Here is a 25,139-nt window from a genome sequence, read left to right as displayed (position 1 = left end):
AAGATTTTTTTAATGCAATTGACAACTAAAACAACGGACGAAAAAGGGCGAACCGCTAACAAGGGTAACCGTTGCACAACTCTCATTTAAAAAAAATAGTTTTCTAAAACATTATAATTTGACCTCGTTTAAGCCTTTTTAAGCGAGGTTTGTTTTTTAGTTTAGGTGTACGATTCTAAAATTTTGGGGGCTTAAATTTGTGGTAATGAAGGCTTTAAAGAGCGTTTTTACAAAAGCCAAGCACTTCCCAGCTGCATATTCTATGACAAAAAACAAATAAAAACTGTTAAACTGCATGATTGAATGCACGAATTTACGATCCGTTTTATCAGCTTTTTTCCCTATTTTTGTTTAGGCAGATTGGAAGTTTTTTCACTGTCTGCCGTTATCTGCAATTTTAAAAAAAACACTATGGGAATATTTAAGAACTTATTTGGTAATAAAAAAATTACTGCTGAAAAAGAAAAGGAAAATGAAACAAATGAATTAAATAAAGTTTATACAAAATCAATAAGGGCTTTCTTTGAATATTTTGAAAATCCTGATTTAATACAAGATAAAATATTTGAAATAACTCAATCTAACGACAAAACAACATTAATATATTTATTTATACCGTATTTTTTTACTCGTAAAATTATTCCTGAAGTTCAATGGACAGATTACTATAATATTCAAACTGAAGAGGGGAAAATTACAAGTCATAAATTTAATGATTCTATAACTTTAATGGAATTGAAAGATAATATTGATGAGAATTGGCAGGAATATATTGGAATGGATTTAAATAAAATTTTATTTCATAGTGGTGATTTTAGAGCAATTAACGAAATGATGCATAAAGGATTAGAATTAGAAAATTTAGAAGCAGTTGCTCCAACAATAATGGGATAAAAAAAACTGCAGATAATAACTAGAGTTTAGCTTCGCTCAGTTCGGCTATCGCCTCGTGTCGTCTTGTCCGAAGGACACGAGATGAATTGAAAATCGACGAATTCAAACTCCTGTTGAACCCTTCGACAAGCTCTGGGCAGGCTCGCTTTGGGAGCTCTTTTCAGGAGTTATGGGGTTGTCGTAAAATTTTTAAATGATATTTCAAAGAGAACTGGTGGTTCTCTTTTTTTGGGTGAAATTAGTTGAATCTATAAGATACTTTGATAATTTCTGAACCAACCCTTTCTGCTTTATTATTTTTGTGGATAGAACGCAAAAAGGGTATCCAGCAAAACCATTTTCTTCTTTTCCCCTGCCCTAAAAGGAGGAAGAAAATGGTTTTTGATTCACCCAGATTTATGCAAATTATTGGGTGTGGTATTTTTGCGTGAAGACTCACGGATTGGAAATCCGAGAGATCTGAGTTTTCAAATTTTCGAGGAGTCACTTAGTTGGTTAAAATAAGTGACTCCTTTCTGGACACCTAGATTTAAAGAAATAATGAAAAAATTGAATACTACAGAAAATAAAAACCCACTAAAACATAAGTTTAAGTGGGTTTTAAATGTTTTTATTGATTACTCAGCGGAGAGTGAGGGATTCGAACCCCCGGACCTGTTACAGTCAACAGTTTTCAAGACTGCCGCAATCGACCACTCTGCCAACTCTCCTTAAAAACGCATTTTCGTTTTCAGTGGTGCAAATATACTACTCTTTCAGATAATGACAAAATTATTTTCAAATAATTTTAAAACTATTATTTAACGTATTAATTTACAGTTACAAAAAAATAGAATATTCAATAAAAAACTCCCTATTGAAAAGGATTTCAAAGGGAGTTTTAATATTTATTTGATGATTATTTCAATTCTCCTAGGTATCTTTCAGCATCTATAGCAGCCATACATCCGCTACCCGCAGCGGTAATCGCTTGTCTATAAATGTGGTCTTGCACGTCACCAGCAGCAAAAACCCCTGGTAAATTGGTTCTAGATGACCCTTTTTCGGTAGCGATGTATCCGTTTTCGTCTAGGGTGATTTGTCCTTTGAAAATATCGGTATTTGGTTTGTGACCGATAGCAATAAAAATACCGTGAACGTCTATTTTAGAAGTTTCTTGGGTTTGGTTATTGATGACTACCGCTCTTTCGACCAAATTATTCTCTCCTTCGATGGCGATTAATTCGTGGTTGAATTTCACTTCGATGTTAGGCGTATTTTCTACTCTATGTATCATGGCTTTAGAAGCGCGGAAATGGTCTTTTCTTACCAACATGGTCACTTTGGTACAAAGATTAGCCAAGTAAGTTGCTTCTTCGGCAGCGGTATCACCAGCTCCTACAACAATTACTTCTTTTCCTCTGTAGAAAAATCCGTCACAAGTAGCGCAGGCAGACACTCCACCGCCAGAATATTTTTTTTCATCGTCTAGTCCTAGATATTTAGCGGTAGCACCAGTAGAGATGATTACTGTTTTGGCAAGGATTTCTTTTTCGCCAGCCCAAAGTTTGTGAATTCCTCCTACTTCAGTAGAAAACTCAGCTTTGGTAATCATTTCGTAGTGGACTTTGGTTTCGAATCTTTCGGCTTGTTTTTGCAGGTCCATCATCATTTCAGGTCCAGTAATTCCGTTAGGATAGCCTGGGAAATTGTCTACTTCTGTGGTGGTAGTTAATTGTCCACCAGGTTCTAAACCTGTATATAATTCTGGCTTAAGGTCAGCTCTGGCAGCATAAATAGCTGCTGTATACCCTGAAGGTCCTGAGCCAATGATTACGCAATCTAGTATGTTTTCCATTGTTTAGATATTTAAGTTTATTGTCTTGAGTTTAAGGATGCAAAATTCGTTAATTATTTTTGGTTATTCAATTATTAGTTGATGAATTTTTTCAATGGCAGGTATTTTATTTATGCTTTAAAAATTCTAAAAAATAGTTTATGATTTCTTGTTTCTGTTGCTCATTTCCACCATCGTCCATATCGTTATGAATGGTATTGGGTAGTTTAATAATGGTTATATTTAAATTTTTTTGTTCTTGAGAGGTTGGCAAAACTCCTTCGTCTGCTGGTTGGTCACTAGAGCGAAGTGAATATATTTGAGGAATAGCCACTCTAGGGAAAGGATACCTTCTTTGGTCTAGGGTAATGAGTTTCCATACTTTTTCAGGATTTTTTTCTGTGAATAAAACAGACATATCTCCACCATTAGAATGCCCCGCAATCACTACTTTGGCATAGTCTAAATAAGGATATTTAATTTTGAGTTGGCTCAAAACAAACTGAATATTTTCGGCGCCACGTTCCCAATTGGAGCGTCTTACGACTTGAGGTTTTCCTTCCATGGGAAGCAAATCATCTGTAGGCAGCTCATGTTGTATAGAAACTACAAAATATCCGTTTTTTGCTAAAGCATTGGTAAGGTAAGAATACTCTTTGTTTGCACCGGGTTGGTTTTTGCTGTATCCGTGACTAAAAATGACCACTTTTCTTTTCATTTGAATTGGATAAACTGGCACAAAAAAACTCACTGGAATTTCTCTGTTTCTTTTTTGGTCAAAATACACCTCATCAAATTGTCTCACTGCATATCTTCTGGTGGAACAAGAAAGACAAAGAACTAATAAAATTAAAATAGCAACTGTTTTTTTCATGTTATCCATTAGTGTTTCAATGGTCTTTTTTTAATCATTCCTCCTTTTGTATCTTTTACGGTGTGCATCACTACAAAAGCATTGGGAGCAATTTTTTCTAGTTCAGTATTCAACTTGCTTACTTCAAGTCTGGTAATGACGGTAAAAATGATGTCATTGTCTTCTTTGAGTCCTCTTTTTCCGAATCCTTTTTTGCCGCTGTATACGGTAACACCTCTTCCTAATTTGCTATAAATCATCTGCTTAATCTCGTCACTTTTAGAAGATATGATGGTAACGCCTATATACTCTTCTATTCCTTCTACGATAAAATCTAGAGTTTTGGAAGCCGACAGGTAGGTAATCATGGAGTACAAAGCAATTTCTATTCCCAGCAAATAAGCGGCAGCTGAAAAAATCATGACATTGATAATGATGATGATGTCGCCAATGGTAGAGCCTAATTTTTTGCTGAGATAAATGGCCAAAACTTCGGTACCATCAATTACAGCCCCACCTCTGATGGAGAGCCCAATTCCAGCACCTAAGAAAAAGCCTCCGAAAATGGCTACTAAAATACTATCATTGGTTACATTGGGGAAATCTACAAGAACTAAGCAAAAAGAAAGTCCTAAGATGGCTAATGCGGTTTTGATGGCGAAGTTTCTTCCTACCGTTTTATAAGCCATGATGATAAACGGTAAGTTGACTATAGGAATAATATGGTATAATTCATACCGAGTGAGTGCTGACAAGAGCAAAGAGATACCTGTAGCCCCACCATCAATGAATTTATTGGTTAGTAGAAAACCTTTAAAGCCAAATGCCGCAGAAAAAATCCCTATGGTAATGAGTCCGAAATTCTTCACTTCATTCTTCAAGGAAACCAAAATATTATTTTTGGTTTTAAGGACTTTATAGCGATTGACCTCAACTTCACCTTGAAATCGAAGAATCCATAAAATGATTTGTTTCCACAATTTCTTTAGCATTCTACATTTTTACTTTATCGATATTTAGAATTTTGAAGACCATTTCTTTGAGTAATTCTCCTTCATCCATATTTACAGCGCCTAGACCTTTGCTTTTAAGGTCAATTTCTCTGAGTACAGAAATAATTCTGGTAGCCAATTTCAATGGATACAGCCTAGCGGTTTCTGCATAATCTTTCACAAAATACGGATTAATCCCCAATTCCGAAGCTATAGTAGGTGGACTTTGGTTTGCTACGGTATGGTATAAAACGACATTGCTAAAAAAATTATACAAATTACCAATGGTCATTACGATAGGATTGGTTTTGGGATTTTTGCCCATATAGTAGGCAATTTTGAAAGCTGTATTGGCATCTTTTTTCCCAAGGGCTTTTTGCAGTTCGAAAACATTAAATTCCTTAGAAATCCCAATATGTGTTTCTACCAATTTACCATCCAAAACCTCACCATCTTTCAGCACCAATTTCATTTTATTCAGTTCATTGGCAATTCTAGAAAGGTCGTTTCCTAGGTAATCTGCCAAGAGTTGAGAAATACCGGGAGCTAATTTTATTTGTAGATTTCTGGCTTCGTCATCTATCCATTTGGCGAGGTTGTAATCTTTAACGGGTTCGCTATGGAATAGCATTTTGCGTTTGTCTAATGCCTTGAAAACCTTTTTTCTACTGTCTACTTTTTTGTGTTTGTGAGCAAAAACCAGAATGGTAGATTCTATTGGGCTTTCTACATATTTTTCAAGTAGTGAAGTTTCATCTTCATTGAGTTTCAGGTCCTGAGCTTCCTTTACGATGATGAGTTGTTTATCTCCCATCATAGGATATTGCTTTGCCAGTGCTAGAATCTCATTATAATTGGTATCTTTGCCATAAGTTACGGTTTGGTTAAAAGCTTTTTCGTCTTCTGTGAGCACATCATTCTCTAATGCCTTCACAGCAGCATCTATGTAATAAGCTTCCTCTCCGTGGAAAAAATAAATAGGAAGAAACTCCTTTGTTTTAATATTTTTGAAAATTAGTTCTAACTCTTTCATTAATGCAGCTACCGAAATTAAATTTTAAAGAAGATTTTGTTTTTGATATCAAGAAAGACAAAGATACATTTTTTATTTATGATTTAGTGCGCAAATCTTGGTTGGTTCTCACCCCTGAAGAATGGGTAAGACAGCATTTTGTACATTATTTTATCAAGGTGAAAAAATATGCACCATCTGCATTGATTTTAGAAAAAAAGCTAGAGGTTAATGGAACTCTGAAAAGAATAGACCTACTCATCACCGAAAAAACCAGTCCCAAAATTTTGATAGAACTGAAAGCGCCACACATTACTTTATCTCAAGAAACTTTCGAGCAAGTGGCGAGATACAATTCTGTGGTTGGTGCAGAAAAAATAATCTTAAGCAACGGACTACAACACATTGAAGCACAGTTCATTCAAGAGAAATATCAATTTATGCCCTGCAATTTATAGATTTAGCACGCATTTTGATTTTGATGATAAAAAAATTAATATGAACAAAATCTATTCTCTTTTGATGCTTGTTTTTACAATTTCTGTACAAGCACAAAAAATCAATGAAATCATTTTTTTTCAAAAATCCGGAAGAGCCATTATCAATCTAAGAATTGAAGACGTCTTTGTTTCTATCGACACCGATGGAAAACTCCTGCACCTGAGTGAATCTGGAAACCAAAGCAGTACTATGGAAATAGAACCCAACACCAGAACTTTTTCTGTGAATGCTGATACAGATTTTGACTATCCTGATAAAAGTCTACTCTCTTCTTCATTCAATCGAAAAATAAGTTATTATAATGATTTTTATGACTACCAAAGTGGCAAATTAGAAAAAGTAAACGGCGTGAAATTCAGCTATTACAGTAATTTTTATGATTATCAAAAAGGCAAGATAGAATCTATTGGAAATCTTTCTTTTTCTTATTATTCTGATTTTTATTCTTACCAAAGTGGAAAAATCAGTACAATAGATGGTATAGAATTCGAATATTTTAACGATTTTTACCCTCACAAAATGGGTAAGTTGAAATCCATCAAAAAGAATTCTAAACATATAAAAATAACAGTAGTTAATGATTAAAAATATAATTTTCGATTTTGGAGGTGTGGTTATGGACTGGAACCAGAGGTATTTTTACCAAGATTATTTCAGAGATGATGAGAAAATGGAATTTTTCTTAAAAAACATTGCTACTGATGAGTGGAATGCCGAACAAGACCGTGGCCGAAGTTTAGCTGAAGGAACCGAAATTTTGGTAGCACAGCACCCAACTTGGGAGACCGAAATCAGAGCTTTTTATGACAACTGGACTACGATGTTGCGTGGTGACATTCCAGAGAATGTAGCAGCACTAAGAGCATTAGCGGAGACTGAATTCGAGCTTTTCGGGCTAACCAATTGGTCACACGAAACGTTCCCTTATGCCTTGGCGCATTATGATTTTTTTGAAGTATTTGATGGAAAAATTGTAGTTTCTGGTGAAGAACAATTGATAAAACCAGACCCTAAAATCTGGCAAGTTTTACTAGACCGTTACCAAATTAAAGCCGAAGAATCTATCTTTATCGATGACAATGCTAAAAACATAGAGGTAGCAAAAAGCCTAGGTTTCCACACCATACATTGTCTTCCGAATATCGATTTAATTAAAGAAATAGAAAAAATTACGCAGACTGTTTTGTGATAAATTCTATCACTTTTTCATTGAAAATATGAGGTTTATCTACATTAACTACATGTCCACAATTTTCTATTACCAATAGAGATGATGATTGGGTGTGCTCTGAGACAACTTTCTTAACGGCAGGAAGAAACATATAATCTTCTTCGCCCATCACATAAAAAGTAGGAATATTGAGTTCTTTTTGTCTGAACCACTTCAGGACAGGATTGATTTCGGCAGTGAGCTTAAACCACTTGATAAATTCTTTTTGGTAGAGTTTTTTAGCTTCGTTGATGAAAAGATTTCTAGATTTTTTGTGATGATTTTTTGGCATGATGATAAATGCAAAAAACTTGTATAAAACTAAATACGGAAGCACATATTTAAATAAATTGCCTACCTTCATTAAAATCTGGGATCTGAAATTCATTTTGAGAATAGCCCCTCCCATAATCATTGATTTTACTCTTTCGGGATTCATCTCTGCCAATTGTCTGATGACGATAGAGCCCAAGGAAATTCCCACAAAATGAGAACTTTGGATTTTTAGATGGTCTATTACTTCTATAATATCTTGCGCAATGGCTTTGAAACTGTAATTTTTATGATTTTGATGTTCTTTAGGTGAATTGCCATGACCTCTAAGGTCTAATAAAAGGACATTAAATTTTTTTTGAAACTCTCTGATTTGCTTGAACCAAATGGAGGAACTGCCTCCTGCACCGTGTACAAAAGTCACCCAATTGTCTGAAGTTTCATGTTTATATATGGTATATGAAATCAATTTTTATGAATTTTTACAAAATTATGCTATTTTTTTCAATATTAGGCAATGCATAACATAGAATCTACATTAAAAAATAATTAAGCTTCTCTATGCACCAAATCTATTGAAAAAGCGGGCAAACAGATGGCCATGTATTCGCATTCTGCATCAAAGGGATTGCTGTATCTTATTCTGGCACCTTTTTCTATTAAAATGCTTTGTCCAGCTTCCAAAACGATTGTTTCACCATCTATTTCGAATTGTTTTTTTCCTCTGATGATGATGGTAAACTCATCAAATTCAGGTGTTTGGTGAGGTTCACTCCAGCCAGCAGGTGCTACCATATGTGCGATGGATATATTGGCATTTCCTGTAGAATTGCCCCAATGTTCTTGAATTAATTTGCCATCATCGGTAGGAACTACAAATGGTGATTTTTGGATTTTATACTTTTTAGACATTGTATTTTTTTGAAAATAAAACTTTATTGAATAACCGACAAAGGTATATCTCTATTTACTATTATTTTTAGTTTCTTGCGTTTCGTTTTGGGGAGTTTTATTTTTCTTCCTCCCCGATTCTATTAAGTTCTGATGAAGCAAATATTCTATTTGCCCATTTACACTTCTAAATTCATCATTTGCCCATTTTTCTAGAAGTTTATAGGTTTCATCATCTATTCTTAAAACAAAACTTTTTTTAGCCATTTTAAAATTTCTCAATTGAAAATATCATCCATCAATCTTCATTTTTCATCAATTATAAAGCGTTCCAGCATTTAGGATAGGTTGAGCTGCTTTTTCGCCACAGAGAACCACCATAAGATTAGAAACCATTGCTGCTTTTCTCTCATCATCTAATTCTACAATGTTTTCTTCAGACAATTTTTTCAAGGCCATATCTACCATTCCAACTGCACCTTCTACAATTTTAGAACGCGCCGCTACAATAGCAGTAGCTTGTTGACGTTGAAGCATAGCGCCTGCAATTTCTGAAGCATAAGCCAAATGCGAAATTCTAGCTTCTTGAATTACGATACCCGCTTTTGAAAGTCTATCTGTAAGTTCTTGTTCTAAGATAGCATTTATTTTATCTCCACCTTCTCTTAAGGTAATGGCAGCGTGTTCGTCTTCTAAATTATCATAAGGAAAACTCATTGCTAAATGACGAACTGCGGCTTCACTTTGCATTTTTACAAAATCAGAATAACGTTCTACATCAAAAGCTGCTTTGTAGGTATCTCCCACTTTCCAGACAATTACTACCGCAATTTCTATAGGATTTCCCATTTTATCATTTACTTTAAGAGTTTGACCTTGTAAGTTTTCTGAACGAAGCGATATTTTTTGAGAAGAATAAAGCGGATTAATAAAAAATAAACCATTCTCTTTCACAGAACCCACATATTTCCCAAAGAAATTAAGCACTCTAGAATGATTGGGTTGAATAATCATAAGACCTTTCATAAAAAAAATGAAAGCAATGATGCAAAAAATCCCTATAATTACCATAAAAGAACTGTCTGAATTTCCACCATTGATTATTAAAGCAATTCCTACAATGAATAGAAACAAGCTGATTACTAAAGCAAGATAACCAGACATTGGTTTTAAGTTTTTTTCCATAGCTGTTATATTTTGATATTAATTTGATATCACAAAGATATAATATAATTTCATATTTCAAAAAAAATCCGAATGAAAAATTTCAATCGGATTATATTGTCGATGTATTGTAAAAAATTCTAACTATTCAGTTTCTTAAATTTGAAATAAGCCCAGACTGACAAAGTAGTCATAGTTACTAAACTGATGTAGACCCATGCAGGCACTGGTATAGGGTCACCAGCAGCATAAGAATGTAAACCAGTAAGATAATAATTTACTCCAAAATAGGTCATCACCATACTGCAAAATGCGAACATCGCCGCAACATGATAAGCCCATCTACCGCGTAAACCTGGTACCAATCTCATGTGCAAAACAAAGGCATATACAATAGTAGAAATAAAAGCCCAAGTTTCTTTGGGGTCCCAGCTCCAGTATCTTCCCCAAGATTCATTGGCCCAAACTCCGCCTAAGAATACGCCAATAACCAATGCTAACAAACCAATGGTAAGAGACATCTCTGAGACGATGGTCAATTCTTTTAAAGTAGTTCCGTTGTGGGTTTGATATGATTTCTTATCTGAAATAATGTAAAAAAACAAAGAAATAACTGCAATAATCATCGATAACGCAAAGAAACCATAACTGCTGACGATAATGGCTACGTGAACGATTAACCAATACGATTTGAGCACTGGCACAAGCGGTGTAATCTGTGGGTCAAGCTGAGAGGTACCATGAGCAAATCCCATCATAATTACCGCTACCATAAAACCAGCAGAAGGAATGAGAGCATTAGAATTTCTATATAACATCAATCCTGCGGTAATACCCACCCAAGAGATAAATACAATAGCTTCGTAACCATTACTCCATGGAGCGTGACCAGAGATATACCATCTTGCAATTAATCCTAAGAAATGAAATACATAGCCTATAACGCCTAAATAAATAATGATTTTGATAATTTTATGGAGAATTTTACTCGGTTTAAATAATTCTATAAACCCTAAAATAATTAACAAACCACCTATTAATGTATAGAAAATGAGTAAATAAAAATTAAGGTTTAAAGTATTGAGTAAAACTTCTATATTTATTTTTGATTCGTCTGGAATTACAGATTTACCCCAAGTTTTTTGGTATTCTTTAACCTTTTCCAACTCAGCATTTGCTTTTGCCCAGTCATTATTCTTTGTAGCATCTATTACACTTAAGAAATAAGGTGCTATAACGTTTTGCGCTTGTGGGTCAGCTTTTTGTTCTTGGTCTAACCAAGAATTCCATGTATGATTAGGGTCATTTTGTATAGGGATAATTCTGAAGTATTGCCCTGAAAGAATTCCGTAAAAAATTTGTACTCTTTCATTGATGGCAATTACTTCTAGGTCGTATTTACTTTGTTCTGCTGGTTTTTTTCTAAAAGCAGTATTGAAATCATCTTCTAATATAAAACGAGGCATACCTTGAGTATCAGACACAAAAAGGTTCATCATAGAAGTATAACCTTTTTCATTGGCTTTGGTTTTCTTCAATAATTCTTCTCCTCCACTAGAACCAACTTTTATGATTTGGTCATTCATCCAAGCCATAGGATTTAGATTAATCGACAAAAACCATTGGTCTGCATTTAAGTCTCCCCATTTTTCTTTTTTTGCCATTTTTCTTAGGACATCTAGCGCCTGAGTACTCATAGGCTCTATTCTACCATCATAACCTTGTACCAAAAGATAAGCAAACTGAGCAGCATGCTCTTTGCTAATTTCTAGATGTGGCGCTGTTTGTGCAGGCGCTTGTGTAGCTACTGAGCTAGGAGCTACAGTTTCGTGCTGGTGATTATCTTGAGCATTAAATCCTAGAAAAGACAATAATAACAATACTACAGTTGCTTTTTTAGCGGCCATATCTTTAAGAGATTGGTTGAGTTTCCAGAAGTGAGTTCCTTTCCAGAAAAGGGTCACAAACAATCCTAAAAATAAAAGAGCATATCCGATATAAGAGATTAAAGTTCCCCAAAAATCATGATTTACAGAGAGCACTGTCCCTTGTCTATCGGGGTCAAAGCTGGCTTGGAAAAACCTATAGCCTTTATGATTAAGGACATGATTCATAAATATTTTATAAGGTGTTTGTTTGCCTTCGTCTATAATCTGAATGTGAGATTCATAAGCAGATGGAGAATTGCTACCCGGATAAGTTTCCATGACGAAATCATCTAATTTAAGGGCAAAAGGCGTTTGATAGACTTTTGGTCCGAAACCTAGAATGATATTGAGTCCATCTATTGTGACTTGCTTGTATGCATTAGGATTTCCTTTTTCTACGGAAAGTTCAACATTCTGAGAGGTCTTTGGCCCTTTCAATTCAACCAAAAGCATATCAGGAACATTTTGATCTTTCTTTTTATCACCAGAATAAGAAATTAGTTTTCCTTTTTGCATCATTTCTGGGACTACAATTTTTAAATCTTTGATGGTGTATAAGCTTCTGTAAACCAAAGGTTGATATTCATTTTTTTTGGTAACGCCCGTTGCCTGAGTAGCCATGGTCATATAATTGGCTTCTTCGGGAGTTTTAATAAGGATGTTTCCGTTTTCGTTTTTGAATTCTACGGCACCCTCGATAGGTCTATCAAATGAAATGAGAAAACCATTGATGTTTTTAACTTCACCAGATGAGAGGTAGATATCTTCTCTTCCAGAATCATTGGTAGAAACTAGGTGCAAGTAGTTTTTACCTGAATCATCTACCTGCAAGCTGTCTTTTTTTCTTTGGATATAATCTAATTGTTTTACTTGAATGAGTTGGCCATGAAAATCGTATTTCGCTTCAAATCGATGGTTCATCAATTTTGCTAGCAGAGGTTCTTGGGAAGACATCATGTAAGGAATTTCTTGATAACTGAGTCTATCACCACCGTTTTCTATTTGGATTTTAAAGAAATTTTTATCGGTCACTATTTCATTAGAAGTTTCGCCTTCTCTGATGTGCATTTGCCCTTCGTAGCTGATGTATCTGGTAATTGCCCCACCAATAAAGATGAGCACAAAAGCCAAGTGAAAAACCAAAAGAGGCCACTTTTCTCTTTTCCAAAGTCTGTATCTGCCGATATTACCAATGAAATTGATTATTAAAAGAAGCATGATTACTTCAAACCATTTGGCTTCATAAATTAGTGCTTTAGCGGTAGGCGTACCGTAATCATTTTCCATAAAAGTAGCATAAGCCATTGCAAAAGCATATACTAAGAGTAAAACAGCCATTGTTCTAGTAGAGACCAAGAAATTTAGTATTTTATTCATATTTCTTATTGATTTTGAAGCCTTAGCTTCATTTTTAGATTTAAAAATAGATTTGCAAAAATAAGTTCTAGAAATTAAATCTTAGCATAATATTCGTTAATTTTATCTATTAATGTGATTAAATTAGCATTTAAAAATTTACTTATCCCTTTCTATTTTTCATTTAAAATATTACATTTGCATGTAATCAAAAGTATGGCACAAATAGCATCTAACAATAGACAAGAGGTAGAAAAGAGCAAAACGCTTTCTAAGCCTAGAATTTATTTCGGACTTTTATTTTTATTTTTATCCTTAATTCTTGCGGTATCCTTTGCATCTTATTTGATGAACTGGAAGGCTAACCAAAGCCAAGCAGGAGCTATGTTGGATAGAGAAATAAAATCGAGCAATCTTTTTGGGAAACTGGGAGATTGGCTTGGAAATCTATTCATTTTTGATGGCATAGGCATTGCTGCTTTTATCATTGCATTTTTATTCATGGTTTTTGGTTTTCAAATTCTAAAAAAGCCTTACTTTAAAATCTGGAAAACGGTTTCTCATTCTCTTTTCTTTATTTGTTGGTTGCCTATTTTCATGGGGGCAATTACCAAAGGAGCTGGAACATTAAGTGGAGTTTACGGCAATGAAATTCAGATTTATTTAGCTTCCATTATTGGTGAATTTGGGTTATGGATGACTTTGTTGGCGGCCATTGGCATTTATTTTATTCTTGAGTTTAATTTAAGACCAAGTGCGATACAAGCAAAATATGACACCATTAAAGAAAAATTCTCTACTCCAGACCATGATGCGGAAGAAGATTTCGAAGCCGATAAAGAACTAAAAGATGAAAATAACTTCGAACATCTGAGAGTGACTACAGAGGTAGAGCCACCAAAAGTTGAAATTATAGAAACCATCAAAACGCCCAACCAAACCAGTTTTGAGACGGCAAAACCTATAGTGGCAACCCCAGTTACCCTTCCTATAGAAAAAGATTTGGAACAAGTAGGTTTTAGTTTTCAAAAAGAAGAGCTTGCTGAAAAATCTAGTGATGACATCGCTTTTAGCATAGAAGAACAAAAAGAAGATTTAGACGATTTTGACAAAAAAGCCAAAGAATTGGTTGATAAACATGGGGTTTATGACCACAAACTAGATTTGGCCAATTTCCAAATGCCACCCATCGAACTTTTAAGAGAATATGGCAACGAAGAAATCGCTATCAATAAAGATGAATTAGAAGAAAATAAAAATAAAATCGTTGGTTTACTCAAGAATTTCAACGTTGGTATTGCAGAGATTAAAGCTACCATTGGCCCAACTGTTACGCTCTACGAAATAGTACCAGAAGCTGGAATAAGGGTGGCAGCCATCAAAAAACTACAGGATGATATTGCCCTAAACTTATCTGCGTTAGGCATTAGAATTATCGCACCAATGCCAGGAAAAGGAACCATTGGTATCGAAGTTCCACGAAAAAATCCTTCGATGGTTTCTATGCGCAGTGTAATTGCATCGCCTAAATTTCAGAATTCTGATATGGATTTGCCTGTAGTTTTCGGGAAGACGATTTCTAACGAAGTTTTCGTGGCAGATTTAGCTAAAATGCCCCACTTATTGATGGCGGGTGCTACAGGACAAGGAAAATCTGTAGGGATTAACGCTATTCTGACTTCCCTACTCTACAAAAAACATCCATCAGAATTAAAATTTGTGATGGTAGACCCTAAAAAAGTAGAACTTTCTCTGTATTCAAAAATTGAAAGACACTATCTCGCCAAACTTCCGGATGGTGAAGATGCGATTATTACCGATACACACAAAGTTATCAACACACTGAATTCTCTTTGTATAGAGATGGATACGCGGTATGATTTGTTGAAAAATGCATTTTGTAAAAACCTAAAAGAATACAATAAAAAATTCACAGAGCGCAAATTAAATCCTGAAAACGGGCACCGTTATATGCCTTATATAGTGCTGGTTGTAGATGAATTTGCAGACCTTATTATGACCGCTGGTAAGGAGGTAGAACTCCCGATTGCCAGATTGGCTCAGTTAGCAAGAGCTGTGGGAATTCACTTAATTGTAGCTACACAAAGACCATCTGTGAACGTAATCACGGGGATGATAAAGGCGAATTTCCCAGCGAGAGCTGCCTTCAGAGTAATTTCTTCGGTAGATTCTAGAACGATTTTAGACTCACCTGGAGCTGACCAATTGATAGGTAAAGGAGACATGTTGTATTTCAACGGTAATGAGATTTTGAGATTGCAATGTGCTTTTGTAGACACCCCAGAAGTGGAAAAAATTGCAGAATTTATTGGTGAACAGAAAGGTTATGCTACTGCATTTATGTTGCCAGAATATTCTGGTGAAGACGCTACTTCTACGGTTGCAGCTTTTGACCCGAATGAAAAAGACCAACTTTTCGAAGAAGCTGCCAGAATTATTGTTTCTACCCAACAAGGTTCTACCTCTATGCTCCAAAGACAATTAAAATTGGGCTACAACAGAGCGGGAAGAATTATGGACCAACTAGAAGCCGCAGGAATTGTAGGCGGTTTCAATGGGGCAAAAGCCAGAGAAGTACAAATTTCTGACCTTAATGCTTTGGAAAGTTTCTTGGAGGAATTGAGGAAGTAGGGAGTTGGAAGACGGAAGACGGAAGTCCGAAGATGGAAGTTTGTAGATTTTTAACAAGTTAAATTTGTTTATACGTAATTAATTTTTAATTTTGTACGTAAATATTATTAAAAATGAATACGAAACTCACTTTAAATCTCAACAAAACAATTATAGAAAGTGCTAAAGATTATGCTAAAAACAATAAAACGAGCCTTTCTAAATTGATTGAAACTTATCTAAATTCTATCACCAAAAAAGAGAATTCTACTGATGATGTAAGCCCTCTTGTAGAAAGTTTGACTGGGGTAATTCCTAATGAAAATACAAATTACAAAAAAGAGTATCAAGATTTTTTAAACAAAAAATACTCTTAATGGAAAATGTTTTTGTAGACACCAATATTGTAATAGATTTATTACAAAAAAGAGATGAATTTTATAGAGAAGCACAGGAATTGTTTACACTTGCCGATAGAAAAAAAGTAAAACTCTACATTTCTGCACTTACATTTGCCAATACTTATTACATTTTATCAAGGTTTTATTCTTCTGATGAAGCAAAAAAAATACTTTCAAAATTTAAAGTTTTAGTAGAAGTTTTGCCAACTACAGACAAAATTATAGAATTGGTATTGGCTTCAGATTTTAAAGATTTTGAAGATGCTATTCAATTCTATACTGCATTAGAAAGTAGTTTGGAGGCAATTATTACAAGAAATAAAAAGGATTTTAAGAATAACTTAATTCCTGTTTTTAGTGCTAGTGAATTTTTGAAAAAATAAATATCCTATTTTCTAGAATTTTTAGATTTAAATTATTGAATTTTCTTTTCACTATTTATATGCAGATCAACAATCAACTTTATTAAATTTTATAAAATCAAAAATTAAGTTGGCTAGTTGATTGTGAGACAGTTTGAAGTAACTGCGACTTGAGTGGAGTTTTTTTTAGAATTTATTTTCTACTTCTGTGGCTTCTAGCATCAGATAATGCAAATCTGTATTTTTTACAAAAGGTTTCAGAAGTTCACTTCCTGGGCCATACATGGCCAGTTCTACATAATCACCACTATGGTCCATACTGATCCAACCGACACTGTTGTGTTTTTTTTGTATTTCTGAAAAAGCTTTGTAAGGCAATTTTTTGTAATTATAAAGACCTTCTTCATCTTTTTCTAGACCTTGATAAAAATTAAGAATATGTTTGGCCTCTTCATCTGAAACAGAAAATTGATTATTTTCTACTATCCAATCTTTAATTTGTTGGAGGTTAAAATCTGGTTTAATGTTATTGAGCAGAAATTCATTGGTACATTTATATTTAGCAATACTGTTGAAATTTTTGGTAGCATCTGCCCCATAAATAGTTCCAGGATTGGCATTTCCGTGGTCTGTGGTGATAATCACCAAAGTATTTTTATCTTTTTCAGCAAAATCCATCACTACTTTTATCGCTTCGTCAAAAGACAATTGGTCGTGTAAAAGTGCCGACACATCATTAGCATGTGCCGCCCAATCTACTTTTCCGGCTTCTATTTGTAAGACAAAACCTTCTTTATGGTCTTTCATTTGGTCTATGGCCGCTTTTGCCATTTCTGCCAAAGTAGGCTTATTTTGTAAATCGGCAGAAGTATTTTTATCACTTGTATAAGGTAAAGCACCTGTGTTGAAAACTCCTAAAACTGGTTTATTTTTATCGATATTATTTAAATCAGAGCGATTTTTAAGAATTTGATAGCCTTTTTTTTGATAAGCAGCATAGACATCTTTTTTGTCGGCTCTTTTTTCAGGATTGAAAAATTCATCTCCACCGCCCATCATTACATCAAAACCTAGTTCTGCATACATTTCTGCAATGTCTGGTTCGGCACTTCTTTTGGCTGAGTTGACACAAAAACCTGCGGGCGTAGCATGAGTAATGGTTACCGTGGTCACGCAGCCTGCTTTTTTGCCTTTCTTTTTAAATTTTTGCCAAATCGGAAGATGGTGTTCTCCGTTTACGCCTACGTTTAGAGAGCCGTTTTTCACTCGGAAACCACCTCCAAAAGAAGAACTTGCCGCTGCAGAATCAGTTACGATAGAACTCGCAGATGCAGTATCCATCAATGCTCTAGAAGCTTTATTCTCTAAGTATAAATTCATCCAGTTGGTTTCTTTGCCTAAGATATTTTTAGAATACAAATTCGCCATAGAAAGTGTACCATTGCTCATTCCGTCGCTAATCATAAAGATGATATTTTTGGCTATCTTTCCTTTAAAACTGAGTTGTTCCTCAGAATTTCTTCCGAACAAATTGAGAGGATTAAGGGTAAGCGCTCCTGATAATAAAATAGAACCTTTTAGGAATTTTCTTCTATCCATAGATGTTAATTTAAAAGTCTAAAATTATTCATTTAATTTCTTAAACTTATGATATTATCATTAAAATTTAAATTAAATATTATGTGGAAAAGGGTCTTCGAAGGAGATTTTTTGGTCGAACATATACTTTTCATTGTCTTTGAGCAAACATTTTTCTAAATCTGCCTGTATTTTTTCTTTGTCTAAATCTTGACCGATAAAGACCAACTCGTTCATTCTATCTCCCCAAATTTTATGCCATTTACTTTCTATAAATTCTTGATTTTCTGCAAAAGAAGCATACATTGCCCGTTCATTCATGGTCATACTGCACCACCAAACTCCAGCTCTTTCTAATCTGAAAGAACCGCCAGCTTGCGAAAAATTAAGCGCATCATCTGGTCTAGAGGCTAACCAAAAAAGGCCTTTAGCTCTAATGACCCCTGCAGGATATTTTTGATTGAGATAATTCCAAAAACGCATTGGGTGAAATGGTTTTTGATGTCTGAAGACAAATGAACTGATGCCATATTCTTCGGTTTCTGGTGTGTGGTGTTCACTTTGTAATTCTTTTTGCCAACCCGCAGAATTTTGGGCAGTTTCGAAATCAAACATTTTGGTATTAAGAATTTCTTTAGGATTTACTTCACCAAATTCTGAGGTAATGAATTTAGCATCTGGATTGAGTTTCTTAATGGTCGCTTTCAGAAAATTAACGGTTTCTTCGGTCACCAAATCGGTTTTATTAAGGATAATTACATTGGCAAACTCTACTTGGTCTGTCAATAAATTAACAATGGTTCTGTAATCTCCATCGATATCGGTTAATTCTCTATCCATCAAGAGTTCATTAGAACCAAAATCTTTGAAAAAATTGAGACAATCTACTACTGTAACCATCGTATCTATGTAGCTAAATCTAGATAAATCTATACCGCTTTCTTCATCTATATAAGAAAACGTTTGGGCTATGGGAACAGGTTCTGCAATGCCCGTTCCTTCAATCAAAAGGTAATCAAAACGTTTTTCTTTGGCTAATCTTTCTACTTCAACCAATAAATCATCTCGAAGCGTGCAACAGATGCAACCGTTGCTCATTTCTACCAATTTTTCTTCGGTTCTAGAGAGGGTATTTTCGTTTTTCACCAATTGGGCGTCTATATTGACTTCACTCATATCATTTACAATGACGGCCACTTTTAGGTTATCTTTGTTATGAAGAACGTGATTAAGAAGTGTGGTTTTACCAGCGCCTAAAAATCCACTTAGAACCGTAACTGGAATTCTTTTTTGCATTGTTATTTAATGTTTATGATTTTTAAAATTGATAAGATGAGCCATAATTAATCCTGCCGCTCCTACAAAAATCAATTCTGAGTGCCAATGGAAAAACAAATCTAATCCTATGGAAATAGCAATTAATACAATAGAAATCCAGAAAAGAGATTTCAACCAAAAGGAAGAAATATGTTTGGTAATTCTATAAACTACGATGAGCCCTATGGCAAGAAAAAACAAATCGATGTAAGGATTATGTGATATCCCAAGAGGAATTAGCATTAACAAAGGAAATGCCATACAGTGAATTAAACAAAGAACCGCTGCTGAAACGCCGATAAGGTCTAGAATTTTTGATTTCATTATTTCTTATTGTAACTTTGTTGCAAAAGTAATCATTAATTTTCATTATCGCAACATTGTTGCATTTAATAAAATGAAACCAACAAGAAATACACCAGCAAAAACTGAGATATTCAACCTGATTAATGCATCAGAAAAGGCACTTTCTCATGCGGATATCCAATTAAAATTAGGGGCTTTATGCAATAGAGTAACCATTTACAGGGTATTAGAAAGATTAGAAGAAGAGGGAAAAATTCATAAATTTGTGAATGTAGATGGGGTGGTCAACTTTGCTAAATGCAAAAATTGTGCAGGAGAACACCATCATAACCATATTCATTTTAGTTGTGAGCAATGTAAATCTGTGATTTGTGTAGAAAATGCAGTTCCAGAAATTGAACTTCCAGAAAAATTTATCATCCATGATTACAATTTTGTAGTGAGTGGCATTTGTGCAAGTTGCAATTCAAAAAAATGAACAAACCAACATTTAAAACAAAAAAATTAGTTGCATTATTGTAATTTTGTAGCCATTGGCTCAGTTTTTGAAACCATTAATCCAAACCAAAAAATAAACAATGAAATTACTAAACAAAATACTTTTAGGAACTTTAGTGGTAGGAACTTTCACTTTTTCTAATGCCCAAAAAATAGATGCTAAAGCGAAAACCATTTTAGATGCAGTGTCTGCGAATTATAAAGCCAAGAAAAATATGTATTTCAAATTTTCTTATGGCACAGGCAGAGGCACGGTTTCTAAAACTGAAACGGGCATCTTCTACTCTACTCCCACTCAGTACAAACTGAATATTATGGGAAATGAGCAGATATTTGATGGAAAAAAAGTATACAACATTTCTAAAGAAGATCAAGAAATAACCATCGCTAAACCTAACGGAAACGAAAAGGCTCTATCACCTACCAACTATATTGATGATTATAGAAACGGATATACGGTAACTTATGCTGGTAAAAGTGGAGCGCTAGACCTGATAAAAATGGTTCCTGTGAAGGATGAAGGCATTAAAAATGTGGTACTCTATATCAATTCTGCCAAAAAACAAGTCTCTAAAATTGTACAAACTTCTGCAGGAGACGATATTGCAGTAATTACGATTGCCGAATACAAAGAAAACCAAAACTTGAACAATTCTGTTTTTACTTTTGATAAAAACAAATACAAAAACTATTTGATTACTGAGTTGTAAAATAGACCTTGAAGAATTTTCGGAAAAAATAATTATAAAATAAGTTAAAATTAAAGTCACAGAAGCATTTCCTTTTGTGACTTTTTCATAATTTTGGCAAATGCTAAAGAAACTCGATCAATATATTATAAAAACCTTTTTTGGGCCTTTCTTTTTTATCTTCAGTGTATTGTTCTTTATATTTATGGTGAACATCATTTGGATTCAGTTGGCTCAATTTACAGGCAAAGGTCTTACCACATGGGAAATTATAAAATTTCTTTTTTACATGAGTGTAAATGTGGTCAAGATGGTGCTTCCGCTCACCATACTTTTGTCTTCTATTATGACTTTTGGTGATTTTGGAGAGCGCTACGAACTAGCCGCCATGAAATCTGCCGGAATATCGCTTACCAGAGTCATGCTTCCTTTATTTGGGATTGTAACCCTGCTATCGATTATGCTTTACTTTTTCTCGAATAACATTATCCCAGACTTTCAGAGAAAGGCAAAGAACATGCTCTATAATATTGCATCTAGTAAACCTGCCCTTAAATTTACACCAGGTCAGTTTAATGAATTCCCAGGTGCTACCATTAAATTTGACAGAATATATGGTGAAAAAAGTGAATTTCTAGAAGGGGTTTTCATTCACAAAGTAGCGAATTCTTATGAGGACCAAAGAACCATTATTGCCAAAAAAGGGAAATTTGTACCTGCCGAAAATAAAAACTACTTAAAATTAGTCTTGAAAAGCGGTTATATTTTCGAAGACAACATTCAAGACAAAAACTATTTAGAAAGACTTCGTCAGCCGGGACAATCAGTAAAATTTGATACTTTGGTACAGCATTTTGACATCAGTGAAATCATCAACAAAGCCATTGAAGATGAAAAAATTACCGATGATTATCAATTTCAAACTTACCGACAAATCTTCAAAACTATAGATAAAGTAAAGAAAGACAACGAGGTGACTTTCAACACACTGAATAACGAGATGGTAGGACAAACCAACAGTTATGTCTCTTACATCGACAAAATAAAAGAATCTAAAAATTCTAAACCTGAAGAGCCCTTTAAATTAGAAAAAGTAAACAAAGAGAAAAAACTAAAAGTCTTGTATGATGCCTATAATAAAATAGAAATGATACAGGAAGACAAAAAAAATAGAGATACCCAACTCTATGATATGATTAAATATTACAACAAGGTCATTATGTATCAGCAGAGAATTCTGGCGTATTCTGTGACTTGTATTATTTTCTTTTTGATTGGTGCTAGCCTAGGTTCTATCATCAGAAAAGGAGGTGTAGGATTGCCAGTGGTAATCGCCATTATCATCTTTATTATTTTTTATGTTCTGAATCTCTCTGTAGAAAACATCGCTTGGAAAGGTAAAATGGACCCTTATATCGCTTCTTGGCTTCCGAATATGGTGCTCTTTCCGTTTGGAGTTTGGCTTACTTATAAGGCTCTCACAGATTCTCAAGTTTTTGATGTAGAAAAATACAAAGCCCTTACCAAACCTATATGGAGTAAATTTGTAAAACAAAGAGAACACGAAAGGTATCAATAATTGATGGATGATGTATGATGGGTGATTGATGGTTGATGAATGAAAAAAGTTTAAATTAACTATTTCTAAGCATAAAAAAAAACTTCAGACAAGTCTGAAGTTTTTTTTATGAGGTCAGCCATTTCAAAAAAATTAAATCTTGAAAATGTCTGCATCTTTGATTTTTAAATGCTCATCAGAAAGTTTTACATATTTATCCGTCAACTGTTGGATTTTTTCTTCCGCATCTTTAATCAAGTCTTCAGATACACCATCTAGTTTTTTAAGTTCTTTCATACCATCTTGTCTGGCATTTCTTATAGTAACTTTGGTCTGTTCGGTTTCGGCTTTTGCTTGTTTAGCCAAATCTCTACGTCTTTCTTCGGTTAATGGTGGAACATTCAGAATGATGTATTCACCATTGTTAGAAGGTGCAAACCCTAGGTTAGAATTGATAATCGCTTTTTCGATGGCATTAATAGCAGTTCTATCCCAAGGTTGGATAGAGATGGTCATAGCATCGGGTACAGAAATGTTCGCTACCTGATTGATGGGAGTCAAAGCCCCATAGTATTCTACCATTACGTCTTGTACCATAGAAGTAGAAGCTCTACCTGCTCTAATTTTTTGGAAGGCGTGATCGAGATGTTTTATTGCTGCATCCATCTCTTGTTTCACCATATCCAAAATCATACTTATTTCTTCCATTATATATTGAAAATTTGATAAATTACACATTCATTATTTTTCATTGTTGATAATTAATGATAGATGGTAAAATTTATTATCCTTTATCAATCATCATTTATCAATTATCTATTATAGTTTAACGATGGTTCCTATGTTATCACCAAGAACTACCTTTAATAGATTGCCTTCTTTGTTCATGTCAAAAACGATGATAGGCAAATTATTTTCTTTACTCAAGGTAAAAGCGGTCATATCCATCACTTTAAGGTTTTTATCCATCACCTCATCAAAAGAAAGTGAATTAAATTTCACAGCATCGTCATTTTTTTCTGGGTCACTATCGTAGATTCCATCTACTCTAGTTCCTTTTAGGATTACATCTGCACCTATTTCTATTGCTCTAAGGGTAGCTGCAGTGTCGGTAGTAAAGTACGGATTGCCAGTACCTGCCCCGAAAATTACGACTCTTCCTTTTTCTAGATGTCTTACGGCTCTTCTTTTGATAAATGGTTCTGCTACTTTATCCATTTCTATGGCAGATTGAAGTCTGGTTTTAATGCCTTGATCTTCTAAAGCACCTTGTAATGCCATCCCATTAATTACCGTTGCCAGCATTCCCATGTAATCTCCTTGCACTCTATCCATTCCTTTTGCTGCTCCTGCCAAACCTCTAAAAATATTTCCTCCACCAATGACAATGGCCAATTCGCAACCACCATCTACTACTTTTTTTATTTCTTTAGCATATTCTACCAATCGGTCATTATCAATACCATATGATCGGTTTCCCATTAAAGCTTCGCCACTTAATTTGAGAAGAACTCTTTTGTATTTCATTATTATATGTTATTTCGGGTTGACTGAAAAATTGAATCTTTGGGTAAATTCAAAATTTTAATTATGCAAATATAATGAATCGCAAAGAATTTCGTTAAAAAGAATGAGTGAAGAGTATTTAATTTTTAGAAGAACATGATAAAAATTACCTATTCTAAAGTCTAGAACATCTGTAAAAATTAAATAAATACGAATAGGCTGATTGTAATGATGATTAATCTAAGGGAAAACATTTTGTGATTATTGGTACATCTGTATCATCACAGGTAAAAATAAGTGATTGAATATTAGAATGCCATTTGTTTAATTTAAATAGGCGAAACTCCAATTATTTTTTAATAAAACATTTAATTATCTATTTTTGTACAGAAATTTGAAGAATTTGAAAAAGCTAATCCTCTTATTTTTATGTAATTTTTCATTGTGGGCCAATGCACAAACAGGAACTACGATTTATCAGTTCCTGAACATTCCTATTTCTGCTAGGCAAGCAGCACTAGGAGGTGATGCTGTTTCTGTAAGAGATTATGACCTTAATTTTACGGCCGTCAATCCATCTTTGATGAATTTGGATATGGACAATAGAATTGCGCTCAACTACGCCTCTTATTTGGCTGATTCTAAATTAGGCAGCATCAATTATGTAAAAGATTTAGCTGCAGGGCACTTTCTCTCAGTTAATGCCAGGGTAATGGATTTTGGCAAAATACCTAGAACTGATGAAAGCGGACAAGTAAATGGAGAGTTTTCTGCGATGGATGCTTCTGTAGGATTAGGGTATGCCTATCAATTCGAGGATAATTTTACCATAGGTGCCAATGTGAATTACATTACTTCTAAAATAGATAATTTCAATTCTTCGGCCCTTTCGGCAAGCGCTGGGGTTACCTATCACAATGAAAGAACCAAAGAAACCATTGCCTTAGTTTTCAGAAATTTTGGGTATCAACTTCAGACTTACAACGGAGTAAAAGAGGCATTGCCTTTTCGTGCAGATATAGGCTATACCCGAATTTTACCTGAGTTCCCTTTGGCCTTCACCATTACTTATCATGATTTGCAGAAATTCAATATTTCACAAACATATAATGTCAATGGGCAAGAAGTTGGCTTTGGTAGAAAATTCTTAGATCATCTTTCTGGTGGGGTAGAATTATTTCCAGAGCAGGCTTTTAACCTTAGAATGGGCTACAATGTAAAGAGAGGAAATGAATTGGCGGTATTAGACCAAAGGAGTTTTTCGGGATTAAGTTTCGGTTTTGGCATCAAAATATCGTCTTTTAGGTTTGATTATTCGCATGTTCGTTATCACAATGCTTCTAACGTTAATCAAATAGGCTTGATGCTCGATTTGGTAGAACTTTCGGGTTACAGAAGATAGA

The 25,139-nt window shown here is 34.3% G+C and carries 25 protein-coding genes and 1 tRNA gene; 11 read left to right on the top strand and 15 right to left on the bottom strand.

Annotated elements, in window-relative coordinates; translation table 11 throughout:
• Window positions 1-411 precede the first annotated feature (411 nt).
• Entirely contained in the window at window positions 412-894 is a 483-nt protein-coding gene (locus tag IEW40_RS10425; RefSeq protein ID WP_188618034.1) for a hypothetical protein, read from the top strand.
• A gap of 625 nt (window positions 895-1,519) precedes the next feature.
• Here the strand turns inward: IEW40_RS10425 and IEW40_RS10420 are convergent.
• The 5 genes from IEW40_RS10420 to holA all read right to left on the bottom strand — a co-directional run bounded on the left by IEW40_RS10420 (window position 1,520) and on the right by holA (window position 5,588).
• Window positions 1,520-1,604, bottom strand: a tRNA-Ser gene (locus IEW40_RS10420).
• A 188-nt stretch (window positions 1,605-1,792) separates the two neighbouring features.
• Window positions 1,793-2,731, bottom strand: coding sequence for a thioredoxin-disulfide reductase (gene trxB, locus IEW40_RS10415; protein WP_188618033.1), 939 nt, complete (start codon window positions 2,729-2,731; stop codon window positions 1,793-1,795).
• A 106-nt stretch (window positions 2,732-2,837) separates the two neighbouring features.
• Window positions 2,838-3,584, bottom strand: a complete 747-nt coding sequence (locus tag IEW40_RS10410; protein WP_188618032.1) for an alpha/beta hydrolase — start codon at window positions 3,582-3,584, stop codon at window positions 2,838-2,840.
• Between the two features lie 8 nt (window positions 3,585-3,592).
• Window positions 3,593-4,555: a YitT family protein gene (locus tag IEW40_RS10405; protein WP_188618031.1), complete on the bottom strand. Its 963-nt coding sequence runs from the start codon at window positions 4,553-4,555 to the stop codon at window positions 3,593-3,595.
• Window position 4,556: 1 nt separating this feature from the next.
• A complete protein-coding gene (gene holA, locus IEW40_RS10400) occupies window positions 4,557-5,588 on the bottom strand; it encodes a DNA polymerase III subunit delta (RefSeq protein WP_188618030.1) in 1,032 nt (343 codons plus the stop codon).
• 2 nt (window positions 5,589-5,590) lie between these two features.
• Here holA and IEW40_RS10395 point away from each other — a divergent pair, with 2 nt between their 5' ends.
• From IEW40_RS10395 to IEW40_RS10385, 3 genes are read left to right on the top strand one after another with little or no spacing between them, the layout of a single operon-like run.
• Window positions 5,591-6,025, top strand: coding sequence for a type I restriction enzyme HsdR N-terminal domain-containing protein (locus tag IEW40_RS10395; RefSeq protein ID WP_188618029.1), 435 nt, complete (start codon window positions 5,591-5,593; stop codon window positions 6,023-6,025).
• 40 nt (window positions 6,026-6,065) lie between these two features.
• Window positions 6,066-6,653: a hypothetical protein gene (locus IEW40_RS10390; protein WP_188618028.1), complete on the top strand. Its 588-nt coding sequence runs from the start codon at window positions 6,066-6,068 to the stop codon at window positions 6,651-6,653.
• Window positions 6,646-7,257, top strand: a complete 612-nt coding sequence (locus IEW40_RS10385; RefSeq protein WP_188618027.1) for an HAD family hydrolase — start codon at window positions 6,646-6,648, stop codon at window positions 7,255-7,257. Before IEW40_RS10390 ends, IEW40_RS10385 begins: the two co-directional genes overlap by 8 nt.
• On the opposite strand, the gene IEW40_RS10380 is transcribed toward IEW40_RS10385, so the two are convergent.
• The 5 genes from IEW40_RS10380 to ccsB all read right to left on the bottom strand — a co-directional run bounded on the left by IEW40_RS10380 (window position 7,238) and on the right by ccsB (window position 12,911).
• Complete coding sequence (locus IEW40_RS10380; RefSeq protein WP_188618026.1) at window positions 7,238-8,020, bottom strand: alpha/beta fold hydrolase; 783 nt, start codon at window positions 8,018-8,020, stop codon at window positions 7,238-7,240. The genes IEW40_RS10385 and IEW40_RS10380 overlap by 20 nt on opposite strands.
• Window positions 8,021-8,100: 80 nt before the next feature.
• Entirely contained in the window at window positions 8,101-8,463 is a 363-nt protein-coding gene (locus IEW40_RS10375; RefSeq protein WP_188618025.1) for a cupin domain-containing protein, read from the bottom strand.
• A 51-nt stretch (window positions 8,464-8,514) separates the two neighbouring features.
• Window positions 8,515-8,709, bottom strand: a complete 195-nt coding sequence (locus IEW40_RS10370; RefSeq protein ID WP_188618024.1) for a type II toxin-antitoxin system antitoxin — start codon at window positions 8,707-8,709, stop codon at window positions 8,515-8,517.
• 48 nt (window positions 8,710-8,757) lie between these two features.
• Window positions 8,758-9,627 carry an SPFH domain-containing protein gene (locus tag IEW40_RS10365; RefSeq protein WP_188618023.1) on the bottom strand — a complete coding sequence of 290 codons (870 nt, stop codon included), beginning with the start codon at window positions 9,625-9,627 and terminating at the stop codon, window positions 8,758-8,760.
• Window positions 9,628-9,746: 119 nt separating this feature from the next.
• Window positions 9,747-12,911, bottom strand: a complete 3,165-nt coding sequence (gene ccsB / locus IEW40_RS10360; protein WP_188618022.1) for a c-type cytochrome biogenesis protein CcsB — start codon at window positions 12,909-12,911, stop codon at window positions 9,747-9,749.
• A gap of 195 nt (window positions 12,912-13,106) precedes the next feature.
• On the opposite strand from ccsB, the gene IEW40_RS10355 reads away from it, so the two are divergent.
• From IEW40_RS10355 to IEW40_RS10345, 3 genes are all read left to right on the top strand, one after another.
• Window positions 13,107-15,542, top strand: a complete 2,436-nt coding sequence (locus tag IEW40_RS10355) for an FtsK/SpoIIIE family DNA translocase (protein WP_188618021.1) — start codon at window positions 13,107-13,109, stop codon at window positions 15,540-15,542.
• Window positions 15,543-15,655: 113 nt separating this feature from the next.
• Entirely contained in the window at window positions 15,656-15,898 is a 243-nt protein-coding gene (locus IEW40_RS10350) for a DUF6364 family protein (protein WP_188618020.1), read from the top strand.
• The gene (locus IEW40_RS10345; RefSeq protein WP_188618019.1) at window positions 15,898-16,305 is read left to right on the top strand and encodes a type II toxin-antitoxin system VapC family toxin; all 408 of its coding nucleotides are present in this window, start codon (window positions 15,898-15,900) and stop codon (window positions 16,303-16,305) included. The genes IEW40_RS10350 and IEW40_RS10345 overlap by 1 nt, the downstream gene beginning before the upstream one ends.
• Before the next feature lie 165 nt (window positions 16,306-16,470).
• Here the strand turns inward: IEW40_RS10345 and IEW40_RS10340 are convergent, their stop codons facing one another.
• The 3 genes from IEW40_RS10340 to IEW40_RS10330 form a co-directional block, all read right to left on the bottom strand.
• Complete coding sequence (locus IEW40_RS10340) at window positions 16,471-17,883, bottom strand: alkaline phosphatase (protein WP_188618018.1); 1,413 nt, start codon at window positions 17,881-17,883, stop codon at window positions 16,471-16,473.
• A 72-nt stretch (window positions 17,884-17,955) separates the two neighbouring features.
• Complete coding sequence (locus IEW40_RS10335) at window positions 17,956-19,158, bottom strand: GTP-binding protein (protein ID WP_188618017.1); 1,203 nt, start codon at window positions 19,156-19,158, stop codon at window positions 17,956-17,958.
• A 6-nt stretch (window positions 19,159-19,164) separates the two neighbouring features.
• The gene (locus IEW40_RS10330; RefSeq protein ID WP_188618016.1) at window positions 19,165-19,503 is read right to left on the bottom strand and encodes a MerC domain-containing protein; all 339 of its coding nucleotides are present in this window, start codon (window positions 19,501-19,503) and stop codon (window positions 19,165-19,167) included.
• 73 nt (window positions 19,504-19,576) lie between these two features.
• Here IEW40_RS10330 and IEW40_RS10325 point away from each other — a divergent pair, with 73 nt between their 5' ends.
• The 3 genes from IEW40_RS10325 to IEW40_RS10315 all read left to right on the top strand — a co-directional run bounded on the left by IEW40_RS10325 (window position 19,577) and on the right by IEW40_RS10315 (window position 22,251).
• Window positions 19,577-19,963, top strand: a complete 387-nt coding sequence (locus IEW40_RS10325) for a Fur family transcriptional regulator (protein WP_188618015.1) — start codon at window positions 19,577-19,579, stop codon at window positions 19,961-19,963.
• A gap of 100 nt (window positions 19,964-20,063) precedes the next feature.
• Window positions 20,064-20,693 carry an outer membrane lipoprotein periplasmic chaperone LolA1 gene (gene lolA1 / locus IEW40_RS10320; RefSeq protein ID WP_188618014.1) on the top strand — a complete coding sequence of 210 codons (630 nt, stop codon included), beginning with the start codon at window positions 20,064-20,066 and terminating at the stop codon, window positions 20,691-20,693.
• A 100-nt stretch (window positions 20,694-20,793) separates the two neighbouring features.
• Entirely contained in the window at window positions 20,794-22,251 is a 1,458-nt protein-coding gene (locus IEW40_RS10315; protein WP_188618013.1) for an LptF/LptG family permease, read from the top strand.
• A gap of 132 nt (window positions 22,252-22,383) precedes the next feature.
• On the opposite strand, the gene frr is transcribed toward IEW40_RS10315, so the two are convergent.
• Window positions 22,384-22,938 (bottom strand): ribosome recycling factor, encoded by a 555-nt coding sequence (frr, locus tag IEW40_RS10310; protein WP_188618012.1) that lies wholly within the window; start codon window positions 22,936-22,938, stop codon window positions 22,384-22,386.
• Between the two features lie 111 nt (window positions 22,939-23,049).
• The gene (gene pyrH / locus IEW40_RS10305; protein WP_188618011.1) at window positions 23,050-23,757 is read right to left on the bottom strand and encodes a UMP kinase; all 708 of its coding nucleotides are present in this window, start codon (window positions 23,755-23,757) and stop codon (window positions 23,050-23,052) included.
• A 382-nt stretch (window positions 23,758-24,139) separates the two neighbouring features.
• On the opposite strand from pyrH, the gene porQ reads away from it, so the two are divergent.
• The gene (gene porQ / locus IEW40_RS10300) at window positions 24,140-25,138 is read left to right on the top strand and encodes a type IX secretion system protein PorQ (RefSeq protein ID WP_188618010.1); all 999 of its coding nucleotides are present in this window, start codon (window positions 24,140-24,142) and stop codon (window positions 25,136-25,138) included.
• Window position 25,139 lies beyond the last annotated feature (1 nt).

It is taken from the genome of Cloacibacterium rupense, from assembly GCF_014645495.1.
GTDB classification, from domain to species: Bacteria; Bacteroidota; Bacteroidia; order Flavobacteriales; family Weeksellaceae; genus Cloacibacterium; species Cloacibacterium rupense.
This window is presented reverse-complemented; position numbering and strand designations above follow the sequence as displayed.

Excerpts from the sequence above, each read along its gene's own strand:
- IEW40_RS10425 (WP_188618034.1), top strand. The coding sequence starts at position 412 with ATGGGAATATTTAAGAACTTATTTGGTAATAAAAAAATTACTGCTGAA.
- trxB (WP_188618033.1), bottom strand. The coding sequence starts at position 2,731 with ATGGAAAACATACTAGATTGCGTAATCATTGGCTCAGGACCTTCAGGG.
- IEW40_RS10410 (WP_188618032.1), bottom strand. The coding sequence starts at position 3,584 with ATGAAAAAAACAGTTGCTATTTTAATTTTATTAGTTCTTTGTCTTTCT.
- IEW40_RS10405 (WP_188618031.1), bottom strand. The coding sequence starts at position 4,555 with ATGCTAAAGAAATTGTGGAAACAAATCATTTTATGGATTCTTCGATTT.
- holA (WP_188618030.1), bottom strand. The coding sequence starts at position 5,588 with ATGAAAGAGTTAGAACTAATTTTCAAAAATATTAAAACAAAGGAGTTT.
- IEW40_RS10395 (WP_188618029.1), top strand. The coding sequence starts at position 5,591 with ATGCAGCTACCGAAATTAAATTTTAAAGAAGATTTTGTTTTTGATATC.
- IEW40_RS10390 (WP_188618028.1), top strand. The coding sequence starts at position 6,066 with ATGAACAAAATCTATTCTCTTTTGATGCTTGTTTTTACAATTTCTGTA.
- IEW40_RS10385 (WP_188618027.1), top strand. The coding sequence starts at position 6,646 with ATGATTAAAAATATAATTTTCGATTTTGGAGGTGTGGTTATGGACTGG.
- IEW40_RS10375 (WP_188618025.1), bottom strand. The coding sequence starts at position 8,463 with ATGTCTAAAAAGTATAAAATCCAAAAATCACCATTTGTAGTTCCTACC.
- IEW40_RS10370 (WP_188618024.1), bottom strand. The coding sequence starts at position 8,709 with ATGGCTAAAAAAAGTTTTGTTTTAAGAATAGATGATGAAACCTATAAA.
- IEW40_RS10365 (WP_188618023.1), bottom strand. The coding sequence starts at position 9,627 with ATGGAAAAAAACTTAAAACCAATGTCTGGTTATCTTGCTTTAGTAATC.
- ccsB (WP_188618022.1), bottom strand. The coding sequence starts at position 12,911 with ATGAATAAAATACTAAATTTCTTGGTCTCTACTAGAACAATGGCTGTT.
- IEW40_RS10355 (WP_188618021.1), top strand. The coding sequence starts at position 13,107 with ATGGCACAAATAGCATCTAACAATAGACAAGAGGTAGAAAAGAGCAAA.
- IEW40_RS10350 (WP_188618020.1), top strand. The coding sequence starts at position 15,656 with ATGAATACGAAACTCACTTTAAATCTCAACAAAACAATTATAGAAAGT.
- IEW40_RS10345 (WP_188618019.1), top strand. The coding sequence starts at position 15,898 with ATGGAAAATGTTTTTGTAGACACCAATATTGTAATAGATTTATTACAA.
- IEW40_RS10340 (WP_188618018.1), bottom strand. The coding sequence starts at position 17,883 with ATGGATAGAAGAAAATTCCTAAAAGGTTCTATTTTATTATCAGGAGCG.
- IEW40_RS10335 (WP_188618017.1), bottom strand. The coding sequence starts at position 19,158 with ATGCAAAAAAGAATTCCAGTTACGGTTCTAAGTGGATTTTTAGGCGCT.
- IEW40_RS10330 (WP_188618016.1), bottom strand. The coding sequence starts at position 19,503 with ATGAAATCAAAAATTCTAGACCTTATCGGCGTTTCAGCAGCGGTTCTT.
- IEW40_RS10325 (WP_188618015.1), top strand. The coding sequence starts at position 19,577 with ATGAAACCAACAAGAAATACACCAGCAAAAACTGAGATATTCAACCTG.
- lolA1 (WP_188618014.1), top strand. The coding sequence starts at position 20,064 with ATGAAATTACTAAACAAAATACTTTTAGGAACTTTAGTGGTAGGAACT.
- IEW40_RS10315 (WP_188618013.1), top strand. The coding sequence starts at position 20,794 with ATGCTAAAGAAACTCGATCAATATATTATAAAAACCTTTTTTGGGCCT.
- frr (WP_188618012.1), bottom strand. The coding sequence starts at position 22,938 with ATGGAAGAAATAAGTATGATTTTGGATATGGTGAAACAAGAGATGGAT.
- pyrH (WP_188618011.1), bottom strand. The coding sequence starts at position 23,757 with ATGAAATACAAAAGAGTTCTTCTCAAATTAAGTGGCGAAGCTTTAATG.